Annotated in this window: 21 protein-coding genes; 10 read left to right on the top strand and 11 right to left on the bottom strand. The window is 61.4% G+C overall.

Annotated elements, in window-relative coordinates:
• Positions 1-32 precede the first annotated feature (32 nt).
• On the top strand, positions 33-329 hold the full coding sequence (locus AB1J88_RS20380; protein WP_041073689.1) for a DUF2782 domain-containing protein: 297 nt from the start codon (positions 33-35) through the stop codon (positions 327-329).
• Positions 330-391: 62 nt separating this feature from the next.
• The gene (locus tag AB1J88_RS20375) at positions 392-1345 is read left to right on the top strand and encodes a homoserine kinase (RefSeq protein ID WP_222017467.1); all 954 of its coding nucleotides are present in this window, start codon (positions 392-394) and stop codon (positions 1343-1345) included.
• 83 nt (positions 1346-1428) lie between these two features.
• On the opposite strand, the gene AB1J88_RS20370 is transcribed toward AB1J88_RS20375, so the two are convergent.
• The gene (locus tag AB1J88_RS20370; RefSeq protein WP_222017466.1) at positions 1429-2349 is read right to left on the bottom strand and encodes a zinc ABC transporter substrate-binding protein; all 921 of its coding nucleotides are present in this window, start codon (positions 2347-2349) and stop codon (positions 1429-1431) included.
• Positions 2350-2415: 66 nt separating this feature from the next.
• Here AB1J88_RS20370 and AB1J88_RS20365 point away from each other — a divergent pair, with 66 nt between their 5' ends.
• The 4 genes from AB1J88_RS20365 to AB1J88_RS20350 are packed head-to-tail and all read left to right on the top strand — an operon-like array spanning position 2416 to position 5215.
• A complete protein-coding gene (locus tag AB1J88_RS20365) occupies positions 2416-2898 on the top strand; it encodes a Fur family transcriptional regulator (RefSeq protein ID WP_430291838.1) in 483 nt (160 codons plus the stop codon).
• Complete coding sequence (znuC, locus tag AB1J88_RS20360; RefSeq protein ID WP_041073697.1) at positions 2898-3683, top strand: zinc ABC transporter ATP-binding protein ZnuC; 786 nt, start codon at positions 2898-2900, stop codon at positions 3681-3683. Before AB1J88_RS20365 ends, znuC begins: the two co-directional genes overlap by 1 nt.
• Positions 3676-4464: a zinc ABC transporter permease subunit ZnuB gene (gene znuB, locus AB1J88_RS20355; RefSeq protein ID WP_041073699.1), complete on the top strand. Its 789-nt coding sequence runs from the start codon at positions 3676-3678 to the stop codon at positions 4462-4464. Before znuC ends, znuB begins: the two co-directional genes overlap by 8 nt.
• A gap of 37 nt (positions 4465-4501) precedes the next feature.
• A complete protein-coding gene (locus AB1J88_RS20350; RefSeq protein WP_198758008.1) occupies positions 4502-5215 on the top strand; it encodes a PA5502 family lipoprotein in 714 nt (237 codons plus the stop codon).
• Between the two features lie 76 nt (positions 5216-5291).
• Here the strand turns inward: AB1J88_RS20350 and katE are convergent, their stop codons facing one another.
• On the bottom strand, positions 5292-7433 hold the full coding sequence (katE, locus tag AB1J88_RS20345; RefSeq protein ID WP_430291836.1) for a catalase HPII: 2142 nt from the start codon (positions 7431-7433) through the stop codon (positions 5292-5294).
• Positions 7434-7693: 260 nt separating this feature from the next.
• Between katE and AB1J88_RS20340 the strand changes: the two genes are divergently transcribed.
• The 3 genes from AB1J88_RS20340 to AB1J88_RS20330 all read left to right on the top strand — a co-directional run bounded on the left by AB1J88_RS20340 (position 7694) and on the right by AB1J88_RS20330 (position 10224).
• Positions 7694-8701, top strand: a complete 1008-nt coding sequence (locus AB1J88_RS20340; RefSeq protein ID WP_027610230.1) for a methionine ABC transporter ATP-binding protein — start codon at positions 7694-7696, stop codon at positions 8699-8701.
• A complete protein-coding gene (locus tag AB1J88_RS20335; protein WP_096797317.1) occupies positions 8701-9375 on the top strand; it encodes a methionine ABC transporter permease in 675 nt (224 codons plus the stop codon). Before AB1J88_RS20340 ends, AB1J88_RS20335 begins: the two co-directional genes overlap by 1 nt.
• Positions 9376-9453: 78 nt before the next feature.
• Positions 9454-10224, top strand: a complete 771-nt coding sequence (locus tag AB1J88_RS20330; RefSeq protein WP_041073708.1) for a MetQ/NlpA family ABC transporter substrate-binding protein — start codon at positions 9454-9456, stop codon at positions 10222-10224.
• 190 nt (positions 10225-10414) lie between these two features.
• On the opposite strand, the gene AB1J88_RS20325 is transcribed toward AB1J88_RS20330, so the two are convergent.
• From AB1J88_RS20325 to AB1J88_RS20305, 5 genes are read right to left on the bottom strand one after another with little or no spacing between them, the layout of a single operon-like run.
• The gene (locus tag AB1J88_RS20325; RefSeq protein WP_007962772.1) at positions 10415-11050 is read right to left on the bottom strand and encodes an SCO family protein; all 636 of its coding nucleotides are present in this window, start codon (positions 11048-11050) and stop codon (positions 10415-10417) included.
• Positions 11047-11946 carry a heme o synthase gene (gene cyoE, locus AB1J88_RS20320; RefSeq protein WP_047297465.1) on the bottom strand — a complete coding sequence of 300 codons (900 nt, stop codon included), beginning with the start codon at positions 11944-11946 and terminating at the stop codon, positions 11047-11049. Before cyoE ends, AB1J88_RS20325 begins: the two co-directional genes overlap by 4 nt.
• Positions 11934-13013 (bottom strand): COX15/CtaA family protein, encoded by a 1080-nt coding sequence (locus AB1J88_RS20315; protein WP_430291835.1) that lies wholly within the window; start codon positions 13011-13013, stop codon positions 11934-11936. Before AB1J88_RS20315 ends, cyoE begins: the two co-directional genes overlap by 13 nt.
• 10 nt (positions 13014-13023) lie before the next feature.
• Positions 13024-13617: a hypothetical protein gene (locus AB1J88_RS20310; protein ID WP_430291834.1), complete on the bottom strand. Its 594-nt coding sequence runs from the start codon at positions 13615-13617 to the stop codon at positions 13024-13026.
• A complete protein-coding gene (locus AB1J88_RS20305) occupies positions 13583-14323 on the bottom strand; it encodes an SURF1 family protein (protein ID WP_430291833.1) in 741 nt (246 codons plus the stop codon). Before AB1J88_RS20305 ends, AB1J88_RS20310 begins: the two co-directional genes overlap by 35 nt.
• Positions 14324-14394: 71 nt before the next feature.
• Here AB1J88_RS20305 and AB1J88_RS20300 point away from each other — a divergent pair, with 71 nt between their 5' ends.
• Positions 14395-14598, top strand: coding sequence for a twin transmembrane helix small protein (locus AB1J88_RS20300; RefSeq protein ID WP_041073718.1), 204 nt, complete (start codon positions 14395-14397; stop codon positions 14596-14598).
• A gap of 7 nt (positions 14599-14605) precedes the next feature.
• Here the strand turns inward: AB1J88_RS20300 and AB1J88_RS20295 are convergent, their stop codons facing one another.
• The 4 genes from AB1J88_RS20295 to coxB all read right to left on the bottom strand — a co-directional run bounded on the left by AB1J88_RS20295 (position 14606) and on the right by coxB (position 19083).
• Positions 14606-15493 (bottom strand): cytochrome c oxidase subunit 3, encoded by an 888-nt coding sequence (locus AB1J88_RS20295; RefSeq protein ID WP_121182933.1) that lies wholly within the window; start codon positions 15491-15493, stop codon positions 14606-14608.
• A 25-nt stretch (positions 15494-15518) separates the two neighbouring features.
• Complete coding sequence (locus AB1J88_RS20290; protein WP_047297470.1) at positions 15519-16070, bottom strand: cytochrome c oxidase assembly protein; 552 nt, start codon at positions 16068-16070, stop codon at positions 15519-15521.
• A gap of 216 nt (positions 16071-16286) precedes the next feature.
• Positions 16287-17873, bottom strand: coding sequence for a cytochrome c oxidase subunit I (gene ctaD / locus AB1J88_RS20285; RefSeq protein WP_041074772.1), 1587 nt, complete (start codon positions 17871-17873; stop codon positions 16287-16289).
• Positions 17874-17955: 82 nt separating this feature from the next.
• A complete protein-coding gene (coxB, locus tag AB1J88_RS20280) occupies positions 17956-19083 on the bottom strand; it encodes a cytochrome c oxidase subunit II (protein WP_041074770.1) in 1128 nt (375 codons plus the stop codon).
• Between the last annotated feature and the right edge of the window lie 241 nt (positions 19084-19324).

The raw sequence follows: 19324 nt of genomic DNA, 5'->3' as shown, positions 1-19324 counted from the left end.
GGGACCGTTGACGACAAAGGGACAAGGTTATCATGCGTACGTTAAATCGCTTGCTGCTGGTCGGTTTGATTGCTGTCTCACCATTGGCCGCGATGGCGGCGGATGATGCGCCGTCGAAGGAGCCGGAAGTTACCATTAACACGCACACCGAGGGCGACAAGGTCATTCAGGAATACAGCCGCAGTGGCTTCGTGTATGCGATCAAGGTCACGCCGAAGGGCGGCAAACCGTATTTCCTGGTGCGCGCCGATGGTTCGGACGTGAACTACATCCGTTCCGACCAGCCGGATATGCTGATTCCGTCGTGGGAAATCTTTACCTGGAAGTAAGATTCCTGACTTTTTAATCGGCGCCGCTTGATCGCGGCGCCCGAACTGAGCAGTTTTTAACCATGTCTGTGTTCACCCCCCTGGCTCGGCCAGAGCTGGAAACCTTTCTTGCCCCTTACGGGCTTGGCCGTCTGCTTGATTTCCAGGGGATCGCCGCCGGCAGCGAAAACACCAACTTCTTTATCAGCCTGGAGCAGGGCGAATTCGTCCTGACCCTGGTCGAACGCGGCCCGGTGCAGGAAATGCCGTTCTTCATCGACCTGCTCGACGTACTGCACGAGGCCGATCTGCCGGTGCCCTACGCGCTGCGCACCACCGACGGCGTGGCCCTGCGTGAGCTCAAGGGTAAACCGGCCTTGCTCCAGCCGCGGCTGTCCGGCAAGCACATCAAGGTCGCCAACGCCCAGCATTGCGCGCAGGTCGGTGAGTTGCAGGCGCATCTGCACCTGGCGACCCAGGGCGAGCGCATGATCAAGCGCAAGACCGATCGTGGCCTGGACTGGATGCTGGACGAGGGCAACGAGTTTCTCTCGCACTTGAGTGACGAGCCGCGTGCGCTGCTGCACAAGGCGCTGGATGAAATCACCCTGCAGAAAGACAAAATTCTTGCGCTGCCACGGGCGAACATTCATGCCGATCTGTTCCGCGACAATGCGATGTTCGAAGGCACGCACCTGACCGGGTTGATCGATTTTTACAACGCCTGCTCGGGGCCGATGCTCTACGACGTGGCGATCGCCTTGAATGACTGGTGTTCGGACGAGGATGGCCTGATTGATGGTCCGCGTGCCCGCGCATTCCTTGGCGCCTATGCGGCGCTGCGTCCGTTCACTGCCGCTGAAGCTGAACTCTGGCCGACCATGCTGCGCGTGGCCTGTGTGCGGTTCTGGCTGTCACGGTTGATCGCCGCCGAGCAGTTTGCCGGGCAGGACGTGCTGATTCATGATCCGCGGGAGTTCGAGCAGCGACTGGCGCAGCGGCAGCAGGTTCATACGCCGTTGCCTTTCGCCCTTTAAAATCAAAAGATCGCAGCCTTCGGCAGCTCCTACACAGTAAACCCTGTAGGAGCTGCCGAAGGCTGCGATCTTTTGCTTTGGGGTTACAACGATTCCAGGCAGCCGGCCAAATCGTTGCCCAACTTCTCCAGCACCTGCTCATACCCCTGAGCGGTCGCTGGCGTATAGCCGCCCAGCGCATCCAGCTCCGCCAGCTTCACCGGCAGGCCCGCCACGAGGGTTTCCGCCAGGCGTGGACGCAGTGGCGGTTCGCTGAACACACAGGTCTTGCCCACTTCCTGCAGGCGTTTGCGCATCGCGGCGACATGTTGCGCGCCCGGTTGTACTTCGGCGGCCACGCTGAACACGCCAGTGTGTTTCAGGCCGTAAGCATCCTCGAAATAGTCGAAGGCTTCGTGGAATACGAAATACGGCTTGCGTTCAACGCTGGCCAGACGCTGCTTCAGCCGCGCGTCCAACGCATCGAGACGCTCATCGAAGGCCTTGGCGTTGCGCTGATAGCGTTCGGCGTTGGCCGGATCGGCAGCGCTGAGGTCGGCAGCCATTTTCCCGGCAATGACTCGGGCGTTGACCGGCGATAGCCACAAATGCGCGTCCAGCGTGCCCGGGCGATGATCGTGATCATGCTCGTCGGCATCTTCGGCGTGGGAATGGCTGTCTTCGGCAAAGCGGCGCAATTTCATGCCCGGCAGATCCTGCACGGCGACGCTCGGCAGCGTACGACCGTTCAGCACGCGCGGCAGGAAACCTTCCATATCCGGGCCGATCCAGTACAGCAGATCCACCGATTGCACCTTGCGTACGTCGGACGGGCGCAGGGCGTAATTGTGCGGCGAGGCACCCGGTGGCAGCAGCACTTCCGGGATGGCCACACCGTCCTGGACCGCTGCAGCGATCAACTGCAACGGTTTGATGCTGGTGAGAACCTTGACCTCGGCCTGAGCCGAACCGATCAGCAGAAAACTGGCGACAAAAGCCACAAAAACAGAAAAAAGTCGGGACACGATGACCACTCAAGGAGGCGAGAACGGGTAACATAATAACGTCTCTATCAAAACGCGTCGCCGCCCATGCCTATTACACCGATTGCCAGCCGTCCCCACGACCACTCTCATTGCGTGCACAGCGCACTGACCGAGGCCGATACCTTGTGCGCCCAGAAAGGCCTGCGCCTGACTGCGCTGCGCCGGCGGGTGCTGGAACTGGTGTGGCAGAGCCACAAGCCACTGGGCGCTTATGACATTCTCGCGGTACTGAGCGAGCAGGACGGCCGTCGCGCCGCGCCGCCAACCGTTTACCGCGCGCTGGATTTCCTGCTGGAAAACGGTTTGGTGCACCGCATCTCTTCACTCAACGCCTTCGTTGGCTGTGTGCATCCGGAGCATGCGCATCAGGGCCAGTTCCTGATCTGCCGCGACTGCCACGCCGCCATTGAGCTGGAACAGAAAGCCATCAGCGACGCGATTATCCACAGCGCCAAAGACGTCGGGTTCATTGTCGAAGCGCAGACCGTCGAAGTGGTCGGCCTGTGCGCCGGTTGCCAGGGGGCTTGATGAGCAACCCGTTGATCCGTCTTCAGCACGTTGCTGTCACGTTTGCCGGGCAGACCGTGCTCGACAACATCGAGCTGAGCGTCGAGCCGGGGCAGATCGTTACCCTGATCGGCCCCAACGGCGCCGGCAAGACCACCCTCGTGCGCGCCGTACTCGGGCTGCTGAAGCCGGACAGCGGCAGCGTCTGGCGCAAGCCGAAACTGCGCGTTGGCTACATGCCGCAAAAGCTGCACGTCGACCCGACCTTGCCGCTGTCGGTGCTGCGCTTCCTGCGCCTGGTGCCCGGTGTAGACCGCCCGCGCGCGTTGGCGGCGCTGAAAGAAGTCGGCGCCGAACACGTCATCGACAGCCCGGTGCAAAGTGTTTCCGGCGGTGAAATGCAGCGCGTGCTGCTGGCCCGGGCGCTGCTGCGCGAGCCGGAGCTGTTGGTGCTGGATGAGCCGGTGCAGGGCGTCGATGTCGCCGGACAGGCCGAGCTGTACAGCCTGATCACCCGCTTGCGCGACCGTCACGGTTGCGGCGTGCTGATGGTGTCCCACGATCTGCATCTGGTGATGAGCACCACTGATCAGGTGGTTTGTCTGAATCGCCACGTCTGCTGCTCCGGGCACCCCGAGCAGGTCAGCGGCGATCCGGCGTTCGTCGAACTGTTCGGCAAGAATGCGCCGAGCCTGGCGATCTATCACCACCATCACGACCACGCCCATGACCTGCACGGTTCGGTGGTCAAGGCGCCCGGTGCGGGCCACACCCACGTTCATGGAGACCACTGCAAGCATGGCTGATTTTCTGTTGTATGCCCTGCTTGCAGGTCTGGCACTGGCGGTGGTCGCCGGGCCGCTTGGTTCGTTTGTGGTCTGGCGGCGCATGGCCTACTTCGGCGACACCCTGTCCCACGCCGCGTTGCTGGGCGTGGCGCTGGGCTTTCTGCTGGATGTCAGCCCGACGGTCGCGGTGACCGTCGGCTGCCTGCTGCTGGCAGTGTTGCTGGTGACCTTGCAGCAGCGTCAACCGCTGGCCTCCGACACGCTGTTGGGGATTCTTGCACCGAGCACGCTCTCTCTTGGCCTGGTGGTACTAAGCTTCATGCATGAAGTGCGGATCGACCTGATGGCCTATCTGTTCGGCGACCTGCTGGCGATCAGTCCGACCGACCTGGCGTGGATCCTCGGCGGCAGCGCGGCAGTGCTGGTGTTGTTGGTGACGCTGTGGCGACCGCTGCTGGCGATCACCGTGCATGAAGAATTGGCCAAGGTCGAAGGTCTGCCGGTAGCGGGCCTGCGCATGGCGCTGATGCTGTTGATTGCGGTGGTGATCGCGGTGGCGATGAAAATCGTCGGTGTGTTGCTGATCACTTCGCTGCTGATCATCCCGGCGGCTGCGGCACAACGTCACGCCCGTTCGCCGGAGCAGATGGCGCTGGGCGCGAGCCTGCTGGGCATGCTCGCGGTGTGTGGCGGGCTGGCGCTGTCATGGTTCAAGGACACCCCGGCGGGGCCGTCCATCGTTGTGACGGCGGCCGCACTGTTTCTGCTGAGTTTTGTTCTGCCCCGTCGAGGGGTGTAGACTTGCTCGCTTTTTGCGCAATTAGAGAGTCGCAGGAATGAAGCCGTTCGCCTCCCGTTATCTGCTCCTTGTCGCATTTTCCGTGCTGCTGGGCGCCTGCCAAAGCACGCCGCCGGTGGCCGAAGCCCCCGACGCGCGGGCCACGGCCATCGCACAGCTGGAGCAAAGCCTGGCCAGCAGCGAACTGGCCACCGCCGAAGACCAATTGGCCGCCTTGCAAATACAGAACCCCAACGATCAGTCCCTGGAGCAATACCAGCGCCAGCTGGCCGAAGCCTACTTGCGCCGCAGCCAGATCGTATTGCAGAAAGGTGATGTGAATGCGGCAGCCACCGCGCTGAGCCGCGCCCGCGCCCTGATGCCCAAAGCCCCGGCACTGACCGGTGGCGTCAATGGCGCCATCACCGAAGCGCGCAAAGCCGAGCTGGAAAAAGCCGAAGCGGCGCTGCTGGCGGCCGAAGCCAAACCGAAAGCCAAGGTCATTGATCCGACTGCCGAAAGCACCACGGTGGCGTTGAACATCAACGATAGCCGCAAACTTCGCCGGCAACTGGATGCGATCGCCGCCGATGTGGTGAATTACGAGTGCGCTGTGAGCATTCAGGCGCCGCGGACCCAGGATTACCCTTGGCTGGCGACGTTGCTGAAAAAACGTGTGAAGAAATTGAATCCGGATTTCGAGCTGAAGATTGAGAAACAGATCCTGCGCACCGTGCCGGCGCAGATGGTCTTGATTCCAGCCAAACCCTAAAAGATCGCAGCCTCCGGCAGCTCCTACAGGTGCAAGTAAACCCTGTAGGAGCTGCCGAAGGCTGCGATCTTTTGCTTTAGGCTGGAATGGCCTTGGCCTTAATCTCCCGCGCCCAAACCCGATGCTGCCCGATCGCCGCAAAGAACGGCTTGGTCAATCCCGGCACATCCTTGCCCTGCAGCAACCCTGCATCCGCCTCCAGCTTCAGCAGATCCTGCAACTGCTTGGCATCGCCGTGCAGCGCAATCGCCTTCAGGTGCTTGTACGCCTCCAGCAGGTAGTGCAGCGCCACGCCATCAGCGCTCAACGCCTTGATCGACGCCGCGCCACCGGGCACGAACACCGCATCGAAGATCACTGAAGGCATGCCTTCCATGGAGGCGTCCACTGCCAGGGCTTTGCCGTCGGCAGTCTTCACCGGTGCCGACGTCGGGCCGAGCAGCTTGGCGTGTGCGCCTTGTGCAGCCAAGGCCTTCTTCATCGCATCGATCGCCGCACCATCGACGCCGTTAGCGGCAAGAATCGCCACTTTCCGAGTTTTGATGTCCTCTGGCAGCAGATTCGCCTGGCTCAGCGCCGGCGAATGATCGAACGAAGTCTTGCGCACCTCGACCGTGCCTTTGCTCGGCGCCGGTAACCCGAGGTTGGCCGCCACGCGCTTGGCCAATTCCAGGTCAATGTTGGCGAGAATCTCATTCACCTGCCGTGCACGGATGAACTCGCGTTCGACCTTGCCCAGCTCGAAGCTGTAGGCGGCAATGATGTGCTCCTTCTCGTGCTCACTCATGCTGTTGAAGAACAGCCGCGCTTGCGAGAAGTGATCGCTGAACGACTCGCTGCGCTGGCGGATCTTGTTCGCATCGATGCGTTCCGGGTAACTCTCGAAGCCGCCGTCTTTAGCCGCCGGTGGGGTTTCCTTTGGCCAGCCGCCATCAATCGAGTTCGGCTCGTAGGACGCGCGCCCCTTGTCGATCACCGTGCGGTGTTGGGCATCGCGCTGGCCGTTGTGGAACGGTGCCACCGGGCGGTTGATCGGCAACTCATGAAAGTTCGGCCCACCCAGTCGGCTGATTTGCGTGTCGGTGTAGGAAAACAGCCGGCCTTGCAGCAGTGGGTCATTGGAGAAGTCGATGCCGGGCACGATGTGGCCGGGGCAAAACGCGACCTGCTCGGTCTCGGCGAAGAAGTTGTCCGGGTTGCGGTTCAGGGTCATCTTGCCCAGCGGGGTGATCGGCACGATTTCTTCGGGGATCAGCTTGGTCGGGTCGAGAATGTCGAAATCGAAGTCGTGTTCGTTTTCCTCCTCGATGATCTGTACGCCCAGCTCCCATTCCGGGTAGTCGCCCATCTCGATGGCTTCCCAGAGATCGCGACGGTGGTAGTCGGTGTCTTTACCGGCGAGCTTCTGCGCCTCGTCCCACACCAGCGAGCAGGTGCCGGCGGTCGGGCGCCAGTGGAATTTGACGAAGCGCGATTTGCCCTCGGCATTGATCAGGCGGAAGGTGTGCACGCCAAAGCCCTGCATGCTGCGGAGGCTTTTCGGAATCGCCCGGTCGGACATGGCCCAGATCACCATGTGCGCCGATTCCGGCACCAGCGAGACAAAGTCCCAGAACGTGTCGTGGGCCGAGCCGCCGGTCGGGATCTCATTGTGCGGCTCGGGTTTCACCGCGTGGACGAAGTCGGGAAACTTGATCGCGTCCTGAATGAAGAACACCGGCATGTTGTTGCCGACCAGGTCGAAGTTGCCTTCGTCGGTGAAGAATTTCACCGCGAAACCGCGCACGTCACGCACGGTATCGCCGGAACCACGCGGCCCCTGCACCGTGGAAAAGCGCACGAACACCGGAGTCTTTTTCCCCGGGTCCTGCAGGAAACCGGCCTTGGTCAGCGCCGAATGGTTCTCGTAGGCCTGAAAGAAACCGTGAGCGCCCGTACCGCGGGCATGGACGATGCGCTCCGGAATGCGTTCATGGTCAAAGTGCGTGATTTTCTCACGCATGATGAAGTCTTCCAGCAACGACGGCCCGCGCGGGCCGGCCTTGAGGGTATTCTGGTTATCGGCGACCTTCACCCCCTGATTGGTGCGCAGGGCCTGGCCGGTAGCGTCGGAGCGAAACTTCTCCAGGCTGTCGAGTTTGGCGTTGGTGTTGGCGCGATCCTTGGTATCGGTTCCGGCCAGCTGGCTTTTGTCGGTGGTAGGTTTCTTGCTGCTCATCAGACGTAAACTCCTCGGTTGACCCCGTTTCCACGGGGACTCTTGAGCGTTTCCGGGCACGGTTACCCAGGGTTTCAAGTCGCTTAACTAGTGACCAATGAGCGGGAACGGGCGTTCCTTTTTTATGACCTTTGATCTTGTTATTGCCAAATCGAAGGTTAATTGCGAAATAAATGCTAAGAACCTCTATACGGACAGGCTAAAATGCGCGCCCGGCTAACCGCTGATCCTTTTCTAACGCGCCCCACAAGGTTCGCTACGTGATCGAGTTTCAAAACGTCCACAAAACTTACCGCGTCGCCGGTAAGGACATCCCCGCCCTGCACCCGACCAGTCTTTCGATTGAAAACGGTCAGGTCTTCGGCCTGATCGGCCATTCCGGTGCGGGAAAAAGTACCCTGCTGCGTCTGATCAATCGCCTGGAAGATTCCAGCGGCGGCAAGATCATCGTCGACGGCGAAGAAGTCACCGCGCTGGACGCCAACGGCCTGCGCCGTTTCCGCCAGCAGGTCGGGATGATCTTCCAGCACTTCAACCTGCTCGCCTCCAAGACCGTGGCCGACAACGTTGCGCTGCCGCTGACTCTGGCCGGCGAACTGTCGAGCAGTGAAATCAATCAACGCGTCGCCGAGTTGCTGGCCCGGGTCGGTCTGTCCGATCACGCCAAAAAGTACCCGGCACAATTGTCCGGCGGCCAGAAACAGCGCGTCGGCATCGCCCGCGCCCTGGCGACCAAGCCGAAAATTCTGCTGTGCGACGAGGCCACCAGCGCCCTCGACCCGCAGACCACCGCGTCGGTTCTGCAACTGCTGGCCGAGATCAATCGTGAACTGAAGCTGACCATCGTCCTGATCACCCACGAGATGGACGTGATCCGTCGCGTCTGCGATCAGGTGGCTGTGATGGATGCCGGCGTGATCGTCGAGCAAGGTTCGGTGGCCGATGTGTTCCTGCATCCGCAGCACCCGACCACCAAGCGTTTCGTTCAGGAAAGCGAGCAGATCGACGAAAGCGAACAGCGCGATGACTTCGCTCACGTACCGGGTCGCATCGTGCGTCTGACCTTCCAGGGCGAAGCGACCTACGCGCCGTTGCTCGGTACCGTTGCCCGGGAAACCGGGGTCGACTACAGCATCCTCGCCGGTCGCATCGACCGCATCAAAGACATTCCTTACGGGCAGTTGACCCTCGCCGTCACCGGTGGCGACATGGAAGCGGCGTTCGCCCGCTTCACCGCCGCTGACGTTCACATGGAGGTGCTGCGTTAATGGAAATGCTCAAGGCTTTCTTCGAAAACATCGATTGGCTGGAAATCTGGCTGGCCACCGGCGACACCCTGCTGATGCTCGGTGGTTCGCTGCTGTTCACCGTATTGCTCGGCTTGCCGTTGGGCGTGTTGCTGTTCCTCTGCAGCCCGCGTCAGTTGCTGGAAAACCGTGGCCTCTATGCCTTCATGTCGTTGGCGGTGAACATCCTGCGTTCGCTGCCGTTCATCATTCTGCTGATCGTGATGATTCCGTTCACCGTGCTGATCACCGGCACTTCGCTGGGCGTGGCCGGTGCGATTCCGCCGCTGGTGGTGGGTGCGACTCCGTTTTTCGCGCGTCTGGTGGAAACCGCGCTGCGTGAAGTCGATCGCGGCATCATCGAAGCCACTCAATCGATGGGGGCGACCACCCGGCAGATCATCATGAACGCCTTGCTGCCGGAGGCCCGTCCAGGCATCTTCGCCGCGATTACGGTGACCGCGATTACTCTGGTGTCCTACACGGCAATGGCCGGTGTGGTCGGCGCCGGTGGTCTGGGTGACCTGGCGATCCGTTTCGGCTACCAGCGTTTCCAGACTGACGTGATGATCGTCACCGTGGTGTTGCTGCTGATTCTGGTACAAGTGCTGCAAATGGTGGGCGACCGTCTGGTCGTGCATTTCTCGCGCAAATAACCGGTTTTTGTAATCAAGAGATGAGCCGGCCATTCGCTGGCAGGCGCCACACGGGCGCTTTGAAAAGGAGTTAGCTGAATGAAAAAACTGATCGCTGCTTTCGCTGCCGTAGCCGCTTTTTCGGCCCACGCTGAAACCCTGACCGTTGCCGCCACCCCGGTGCCGCACGCGGAAATCCTCGAGTTCGTGAAGCCGGCCCTGGCCAAGGAAGGCGTGGATCTGAAGGTCAAGGTCTTCACCGACTACATTCAGCCGAACGTACAGGTGGCCGAGAAGCGCCTGGACGCCAACTTCTTCCAGCACCAGCCGTACCTCGATGAGTTCAACAAGGCCAAGGGCACCAGCCTGGTGGCGGTGACCGGCGTGCATCTGGAGCCGCTGGGCGCCTACTCGAACAAGATCAAGGATCTGAAGGACCTGCCAAGCGGCGCCAACGTGGTGATTCCGAACGACGCCACCAACGGCGGCCGCGCGCTGTTGCTGCTGGCCAAGGCCGGCCTGATCACCCTGAAGGATCCGACCAACATCCTGTCGACCCTGAAAGACATCGCGCAGAACCCGAAAGACCTGAAAATCCGTGAACTGGAAGCCGCGACCATCCCGCGCGTGCTGACCCAGGTCGATCTGGCGCTGATCAACACCAACTACGCGCTGGAAGCCAAGCTCGATCCGTCCAAGGATGCGCTGGTGATCGAAGGCAACGACTCGCCGTACGTGAACATCCTGGTGTCCCGTGCGGACAACAAGGACAGCGACGCGATGCAGAAACTGGCGGCTGCGCTGCACAGCCCGGAAGTGAAGAAATTCATCACCGAGAAGTACAAAGGCGCGGTATTGCCGGCGTTCTGATACAGGACCGGACAGGCGCAATAAAAAGGCGATCCCTCGGGATCGCCTTTTTTATGGGGCAAATTCCCCTGTAGGAGCTGTCGAGTGGAACGAGGCTGCGATCTTTTGATCTTGCTGTTGAAGATCAGAGCAAAAGATCGCAGCCTTCGGCAGCTCCTACAGAGAAATGTTTACCCCTGCAGGCACTGCATTATTTGCGGTTGAGCATTACTGGCAGCTGCGCAACCAGTTTGGCGTTGTTCAGCGGCGCACGAATAAAGCCGCGTTGCGTGCCGTCCGGGCCGATCACCGCGAGGTTGCCGCTGTGATCCACCGTGTAATTCGGTTTGCTGGTGTCGGCCGGAATGAACGGAATACTCACCGCATTCGCGACTTTCTGCAGCTCTTCGATCGACTTCGGCGTCAGTCCCACAAACTGCGGATCGAAGTAGCCCAGGTACTGCTTCAACTGCTGCGGGTTGTCGCGGTTCGGGTCGACGCTGACCAGCACGATCTGCAACTTATCCACAGCATCCTTGGGCAACTCGCTCTTGATCTGGCGCAGTTGGGCGAGGGTGGTCGGGCAGATGTCCGGGCAGAAGGTGTAGCCGAAGAACAGCAGACTCCACTTGCCTTTCAACTCGTCGATGGCGACCGGTTGGCCATCCTGATTGGTCATGGTCACGCCCGGCAACGTGCGGCTCTGCGGCAGCAGGATGATGCCGGCGTCGATCAGCGCGGTGGGGTCGCCCTGGCCCTTGCCGCTGAGTACTTTGTTGACGGTCAGTCCCAGGATCAGCGCGATCACGGCGACGAGGATGAAGACGGTTTTCTGGGTTCGAGTCATAGGTTCAACAGTAAGTAGTGGTCTACGAGCAGGGCGATGAACAACAGGAACAAGTAATAAATAGAGTACTTGAAGGTGTTGATCGCCGCGTGCGGCCGAGTGCCACGGTACAGCACCACGGCCCATTGCAGAAACCTTGCGCCGAGGGCGAGGGCGCAGATCAGATAGAGCACGCCGCTCATGTGGATCACGTATGGCAGCAGACTCACCGCGAGCAGGGCGAAGGTGTACAGCAGAATATGCACCTTGGTGTAGTGCTCGCCGTGGGTCACCGGCAGCATCGGGATGTCGGCCTTGGCGTATTCCTCCTTGCGATGGATGGCCAGCGCCCAGAAGTGCGGCGGGGTCCAGGCGAAGATGATCAGCACCAGCAGCAACGGTTCGGCGCTGACATGGCCAGTGGCAGCGGTCCAGCCGAGCAACGGCGGGGCCGCGCCGGCGAGGCCGCCGATGACGATGTTCTGCGGCGTCGCGCGTTTGAGGAAACCGGTGTAGATCACCGCGTAACCCAGCAGCGAAGCCAGTGTCAGCCATGCCGTCAGCGGATTGGTGAACGTCAGCAGCATCGCCTGCCCGAGCAGCGCCAGCACCAGCGCAAAGGTCAGCGCCGCTGCCGGCGAAACCCGGCCCTCGGCCAATGGCCGTTTGTGCGTGCGCGCCATCACCGCGTCGATACGCCGATCCACCACATGATTGACCGCCGCCGCGCCGCCGGCACACAACGCAATCCCCAGATTGCCGAACACCAGCACCGTCCACGGCACCCCGGCGCGGGTCGCGAGGAACATGCCGACCAGCGAGGTGATCAGCATCAGCACCACCACTTTCGGCTTGGTCAGCTCCAGATAGTCACGCCACAGCGCTTGCGCGGGACGTTCGCCGATCAGAAGCGCCATGGCGTTTCTCCTTTTATCGTGATGGGCGCAGCCGAATGTTTACGCGGGCTCAGACGCCAGCGCGCCAACATCGGCTGTTTGACCCGAACCAGACTGGTGCGCGCGTGGTAATTGACCAGCACCATGCTCAGCAGCAGCGCGGCGCCACCGGCGTTGTGGGCCACGGCCACCGGCAGCGGCAGATGAAACAGCACGTTGCTGATGCCAAGGGTGATCTGCGCGCCGAGGGCGACCAGCACCAGCCCGGCGAGCCGGGTCATGCCGACGGCCCTGAGTTGCCAGGCCAGACAGAGCAGCACCAAGGTCACCAGCAGTGCACCGATACGGTGAGTCAAGTGAATCGCCGTGCGCGCATCGCTGTCGAGTTGCCCGCCGAGATAATTGGGGCCGATGTGCTGGGTCAGGTGAAAGCCGTTGGCAAAGTCCGCCGGCGGCAGCCATTGGCCGTGGCAGGTCGGGAAGTCGATGCAGGCCACTGCCGCGTAGTTGGAGCTGACCCAGCCGCCGAGGGCAATCTGGCCGATCACCAGCAACAACCCCGCCGTCGCCCAATACTGCAAGCGCTTGGGCACGGTCAGCGCCGGCAGCACGCCGGACAGCCTCAACGTCAGCAGGAACAGCAGACTCAAGGTCGCAAAACCGCCGAGCAAATGCCCGGTGACCACTTGCGGCCAGAGCTTGAGCGTCACCGTCCACATGCCGAATGCCGCTTGGGCGAACACCACCGCCAGCAGAAACAGCGGCAGCTTCAGCGGCTGTCCCGGATGGCGGCGATTGACCCAGGCGCGCCCGGCCAATACCGAAATCAGCAGGCCGAGGGTCCCGGCGAAGTAACGGTGGATCATTTCGTTCCAGCCCTTGTGCGCCACCACCGGCGAGTCGGGGTAATGCAGTTCGGCATGGGCCAGTTGGGCTTCGCTTTTCGGCACGCTGATAAAGCCGTAGCAGCCCGGCCAGTCCGGACAGCCCAGGCCTGCGTGGGTCAGGCGGGTGTAGGCGCCGAGCAGCACGACGATCAGTGCCAGCAGGGTGGCAAACAGCGCGAGGCGAAATCCAGGTTTGGCCATGACGATGCCCTTATCCGATGTTCGACAGTTTCAGCAGGTGGCGCAGGTCGTTGAGCAGATCCTTGCCCTTCACGCTCGGGTCGTAGCGCAGCACCAGGTTGCCGTGCGGGTCGATGATCCACAGCTGGGGTACGGCCTTGTCGCCAGTGGCTTTGCTCAACGCTGCGCTGTCCAAGGGGTAGCGTTGCAGTTGCGGGTATTCGCGGCTCAGTTTTGCTTCGTAGTCGCTGCTCAACGGTTTGGCAGCGGCGAGGGCATGGCTGGCGCGTCCGGCATCGCGACCGAGACCGATCTGAATCTGCCGGGCGAGGTACACCAGTTGCTGACAGTCCACTGCGCAGTCCTTCGGTGCGGTGACCAGCATCTGCCAGCGCGTTTCGTCGGCCTGGATGCCGAGGTCGGCGCGGGTCTGGCCGTTGCCGATCAGTTCGCCGTGATAGCTGCGACCTTCCGGCACCCAGAACTGCAATTTGTACATGCCGGTGGCGAGAATCATCGGGCCGACTACGCCGAGCACAATCAGCAACAGCTGGATCCGTCCACGGCGGCGGGTGGCCGGGGTTTTCGCCTCAGACATGCTGGGTGGATTCATGGCCGTTCCCATGGTGGTTCTCCTTTGCGTTGTGCAAGCCCAAATAGACATAGAGACCGAGCAGGGCGGTGGCCATGGCGAACCACTGCACGGCGTATCCAAGGTGTTTTTCCGGACCCATGGCCACCACCGGCCAGTCGGCCTCGTAACTGGCAGGACCGGGTTCGGCGCGCAGTTCGTAGGCGAAGCCGTCGCGATCGAGGGTTTTCCACAGCTTGGCCGGCTCGACGGCGGTGACGGTTTGCGGCCAGGTGCTGCTGGCGGGGTCGGCGTGCAACTGGAAGGTCGCGCCGGGGGCGACGTACACCCAGGCATCGATATTCACGGCATCGGCCGGGGTTTTGAATTGCGGGGTAACGCGGCGATCCGGCCAAGCCAGCCAGCCGCGATTGACCAGCAGCCACTGGCCGCTGGCCCGATCCTGAAACGGTTGCAGCAGCTCGATACCGACCTTGCCGTTGCGCTGGCGGTTGTCGAGCAGCAGGCTGTGGGCGCCATCGAACTGGCCGTACAGATGCACACGGCGAAAGGCCGGGTCGGCGCTGTGCAGCAATTCGCTGCTGGCCATCGGCTCGGCCGCGCGGCGTTCGGCGTAACTGGCGAGCAGGGCGGTTTTCTCCGCGCCCCGACCGAGCTGCCAGAAACCCAGCGACACCAGCAACGGCAGCAACAGCGCCACCACCACGGTCGGTATCACGCCCGGGCGGAGGCGCTTCATGGCCGCGCCACAAAGTCAGTCGTCGCGATCGCTATACTCAACTGCATCGCCTGTCCCCCGGAGTTCTTCCCATGCTCAAAGCAGCCATTGTCGTGCTGCTGATTGCCACGGTGATCAGCCTGTTCAGCGGCCTGTTTTTCCTGGTCAAGGACGACAGCAGCTCCAATCGTCTGGTAATCGCCTTGAGTGTTCGGGTGGCCCTGGCCGCTGCCACCGTCGGCTTGATTGCCTGGGGCTTCTACAGCGGCCAATTGGTGTCGCACGCGCCTTGGTGATCAGTGCTCAAAGCACATAAACGAAGATGAACAAGCCGATCCACACCACATCGACGAAGTGCCAGTACCAGCTCGCCGCCTCGAAGCCGAACTGATGCTCGGCATCGAAATGGCCCTTCATGATGCGCATCAGCATCACGAACAGAATGATCGTGCCGATGGTCACGTGGGCACCGTGGAAACCGGTGAGCATGAAGAACGTCGCGCCGTAGATGCCCGAACCCAGGGTCAGGCCCAGTTCGTGGTAGGCGTGCATGTATTCCTCGGCCTGCAAGGCAAGGAAGCCGCAGCCCAGCAGCACGGTGATCGCCAGCCAGATTTTCAGCGCGCCGCGATGGCCCTTCTTCAAGGCATGGTGGGCGATGGTGATGGTCACACTGGAGCTGACCAGCAGAATCGTGTTGATCAGCGGCAGGCCCCACGGGCTGATGACTTCTTTGGGCGGCGGGAACAGTTTCGGGTCTGGCGTGTGCAGTAGCGGCCAAGTGAACTGGAAGTTCGGCCAGAGCATGTGGGCGATGCCTTTCGGCCCTTCGCCCCCCAGCGCAGGGCCGGAAATATGCCGCACGTAGAACAGCGCACCGAAGAAGGCGATGAAGAACATCACCTCGGAAAAGATGAACCAACTCATGCCCCAGCGGAACGAGCGATCGAGCTGCGGGCTGTACAGCCCGGCGCGACTTTCCTTGATCACCGCGCCGAACCAGCCGAACAGCATGTACGCCAGCAACAGTCCGCCGACGAAAAAGATCAGTGGCCCGTGGGATTCAGGGCGCGCGGCCTTCAGATCGTTGAACCAGGTCGCCAGACCGTACACGGTGACGAACATCCCCACCGTGGCGACGATCGGCCATTTGCTCTGGGCCGGGACGTAATAGTGCTCATGAGTTGCCATTTATTGTTCTCCTTATCGGGCACGCTTAACCGCCAGTGTTTGCAGCCACCGGAGGATGTCGGGCGGTGATATCGAACAGCGTGTAGGACAGCGTCAGGTGCTTCACGTCCTTGGGCATATCGCGGTCAACGATGAAACGCACCGGCATCTCGATCTGCTGACCGGGCTGCAGCACCTGCTGGGTAAAGCAAAAGCATTCGGTCTTGTGGAAATACGCCGCCGCATTGCTCGGCGCGATGCTCGGCACGGCTTGCGCACTCATCGGTTTGTCGGTGGGATTGCGCGCGACGAAGATCATCTCGTTGACCGCGCCGGGGTTGGCGGTCAACTCATCGTGTTTGGGGTAGAACTCCCACGGCATGTCGATGTTGTTGGTCGACAGAAACTGCACGCGCACTTGCCGCGAACTGTCCACCACCTGCTCGCCCTCGTACTGCCCGGCGGTCTTGCCGTTGATGCCGAAGGCCTTGCACATCACGTCGTAGATCGGCACCAGGGCAAAGCCGAAGACAAACATCGCCACCACCACGCCGAGCAGGCGGGTGACCAGTTTCTTCATCGAGATCGAGTCAGCCATGGTTCCAACCTTCCCGGTGATCACTTTTGCCTGGCAATACCTTTGTGGTGAGGGGATTCAGCGAAACGTCGCACCGCCCCGACCGGCTGCGCAGCAGTCGTAAAGCCCGCATATGCGGTGTGCTTGATACACCTCGATTGCAAGTTTTGGGGCTGCTTCGCAGCCCATCGGGGATGAATCCCCTCGCCACAAGGGATGAGCCAGCAGAGGAGGTGTTCATTTCACTTCCGGCGGCGTGGTGAAAGTGTGATACGGCGCCGGTGACGGCACGCTCCACTCCAGGCCTTCGGCGCCGTCCCACGGTTTGGCCGGGGCTGGCGCGCCGCCACGAATGGTCTTGATCACGATGAACAGGAAGAAGATCTGCGTGGCACCGAACATGAACGCGCCGATCGACGAGACCATGTTGAAGTCGGCGAACTGCAGATTGTAGTCCGGAATCCGTCGCGGCATTCCCGCCAGTCCCACGAAGTGCATCGGGAAGAAGGTCAGGTTCATGCCGACGAATGACAGCCAGAAGTGCAGCTTGCCGAGGGTTTCGTCGTACATGTGCCCGGTCCACTTCGGCAGCCAGTAATAGGCCGAGGCGAAGATTCCGAAGATCGCCCCCGGCACCAGCACGTAGTGGAAGTGCGCGACCACGAAGTAGGTGTCCTGGTACTGGAAGTCCGCCGGGGCGATAGCGAGCATCAGCCCGGAGAAACCGCCGATCGAGAACAGGATCACGAACGCCACGGCGAACAGCATCGGCGTCTCGAAGGTCAGCGAGCCTTGCCACATGGTGCTGGCCCAGTTGAACACCTTCACACCTGTCGGTACGGCGATGAGCATGGTCGCGTACATGAAGAACAACTCGCCCACCAGCGGGATGCCAACCACGAACATGTGGTGCGCCCAGACGATGAATGACAGGAACGCGATGCTCGCCGTGGCGTAGACCATCGAGGTGTAGCCGAACAGCGGCTTGCGCGAGAAGGTCGGGATGATCTGGCTGACGGCACCGAAGGCCGGCAGGATCATGATGTACACCTCGGGATGCCCGAAGAACCAGAACACGTGCTGGAACAGCACCGGATCACCGCCACCGGCGGCACTGAAGAAACTGGTGCCGAAGTGGATGTCCATCAGCATCATCGTCACGCACCCGGCCAGCACCGGCATCACTGCGATCAGCAGGAACGCGGTGATCAGCCAGGTCCAGACGAACAGCGGCATTTTCATCAGGGTCATGCCGGGGGCGCGCAGGTTGAGGATGGTGGCGATCACGTTGATCGCGCCCATGATCGAACTGATCCCCATCAAGTGGATGGCGAAGATGAAGTAGGTGACGCTTTCCGGCGCGTAGGTGGTGGACAGCGGCGCATAGAACGTCCAGCCGAAGTTCGGCCCGCCACCGGCGGTAAACAGGGTCGAGACCAGCAGCAGGAACGCCGCCGGCAGCAGCCAGAAGCTGAAGTTGTTCATCCGTGGCAGGGCCATGTCCGGCGCGCCGATCATCAGTGGGATCATCCAGTTGGCGAGGCCGACGAACGCCGGCATCACCGCGCCGAAGACCATCACCAGGCCGTGCATGGTGGTCATCTGGTTGAAGAACGCCGGTTCGACGATCTGCAGCCCAGGCTGGAACAGCTCGGCGCGGATCACCATGGCGAACGTGCCGCCGAGCAGGAACATGCAGAAGGCAAACCACAGGTACAGCGTGCCGATGTCCTTGTGGTTGGTGGTCAGCACCCAGCGCATCAGGCCTTTGGCGGGGCCGTGGGCGTGGTCGGCGTGACCGTGGTCATCGATGACAGCGCTCATGGCCGGTCTCCTTCATGTGAGTGGACTGGGCGGGCCGGGGCGCGCTGCCTCGACCGATTGACGAAGTACGCAATGGACCGGCTCATTTGCTTTCCGCCTGTTTGAGCTCAAGCACTTCTTTTGGTGTGACCATGTCGCCTTTGTTGTTGCCCCAAGCGTTACGTTCGTAGGTCACGACCGCTGCGATATCGACTTCCGACAACTGCTTGCCGAATGCGGCCATGGCGGTGCCCGGCTTGCCGAAGTACACGCGGTGCAGGTGGTCGGCTTTGGGCCCGGTGGCAATCGGCGAGCCTTTGAGCGCCGGGAACATCGGCGGCAGGCCCTGGCCTTCGGCCTGGTGACAGGCGACGCAGGTGGTGTGATAGATCTTGTCGCCACGTTCCTTGAGTTCGTCCAGCGTCCATTCCTTGCTGGTCAGCTCCTTGAGCTGCGCGGCTTCGGCTTTGCGCTCGGCGAGCCACTTGTCGTAGTCGGCCTTCTCCTTGACGTCGACCACGATCGGCATGAAGCCGTGGTCCTTGCCGCACAACTCGGCGCACTGGCCACGGTAGAGGCCGGGTTTGTCGATGCGCGTCCAGGCCTCGTTGACGAACCCCGGAATCGCATCGCGCTTGACCGCGAACGCCGGCACCCACCACGAGTGGATGACGTCGGCGGAAGTCACAAGGAAGCGCACCTTGGCGCCGACCGGCAACACCAGCGGCTTGTCGACTTCGAGCAGGTAGTGCTCGCCCTTGGCTTCCTTGTTGTGAATCTGTTCGGCGGGGGTGGCCAGGTTGCTGAAGAATTCGACGTCCTGACCCAGGTATTTGTAGTGCCACTTCCATTGATAACCGGTGATCTGGATATCGATATCCGGCTCACTGGTGTCGTACATGCGGATCAGGGTGGCGGTCGCCGGAACGGCCATCGCCACCAGGATCAGCAGCGGCACGACAGTCCAGAGAATTTCAACGGTGGTGCTTTCGTGGAATTTTGCGGCGACCTGCCCGGTCGAGCGGCGATGCACGATCATCGACCAGAACATGGCACCGAAGACGATGATCCCGATCACCACACAGATCCAGAAAATGGTCATGTGCAGGTCGAATACTGCGTGACTGATTTCAGTCGCTCCAGGCGCCATATTCACAGTCCAGGCCGCCTGGGCCGGGCTGAAAATCGACCACAACAGGAGGCCCATCCAGACGTGTGGATGTCGCATCATTGCGGGTTCCCCTTATCGTTCTTGTTATCCCGTAGGCGCAACGCCTTCGGCAAGGGAGCGGCTGCATCAGACTACGAACTTGAATCGCCGGGCCTTGCTGCGTGGGCAGTCGGGCGTCATCAGCTAACTCCATTCAATGGCGAGTATAGACAGCCGCCGGAAATTGCAATGTCGTGGCGTTAATGTTCTGAAACAGCCGGGACTTGCGCTAAAGGGCACGAATGGAGAAGGATGCAGACGA

Origin of the sequence: Pseudomonas sp. S8 (assembly GCF_050473925.1) — a bacterium.
Taxonomy (GTDB): domain Bacteria; phylum Pseudomonadota; class Gammaproteobacteria; order Pseudomonadales; family Pseudomonadaceae; genus Aquipseudomonas; species Aquipseudomonas parakoreensis.
This window is presented reverse-complemented; position numbering and strand designations above follow the sequence as displayed.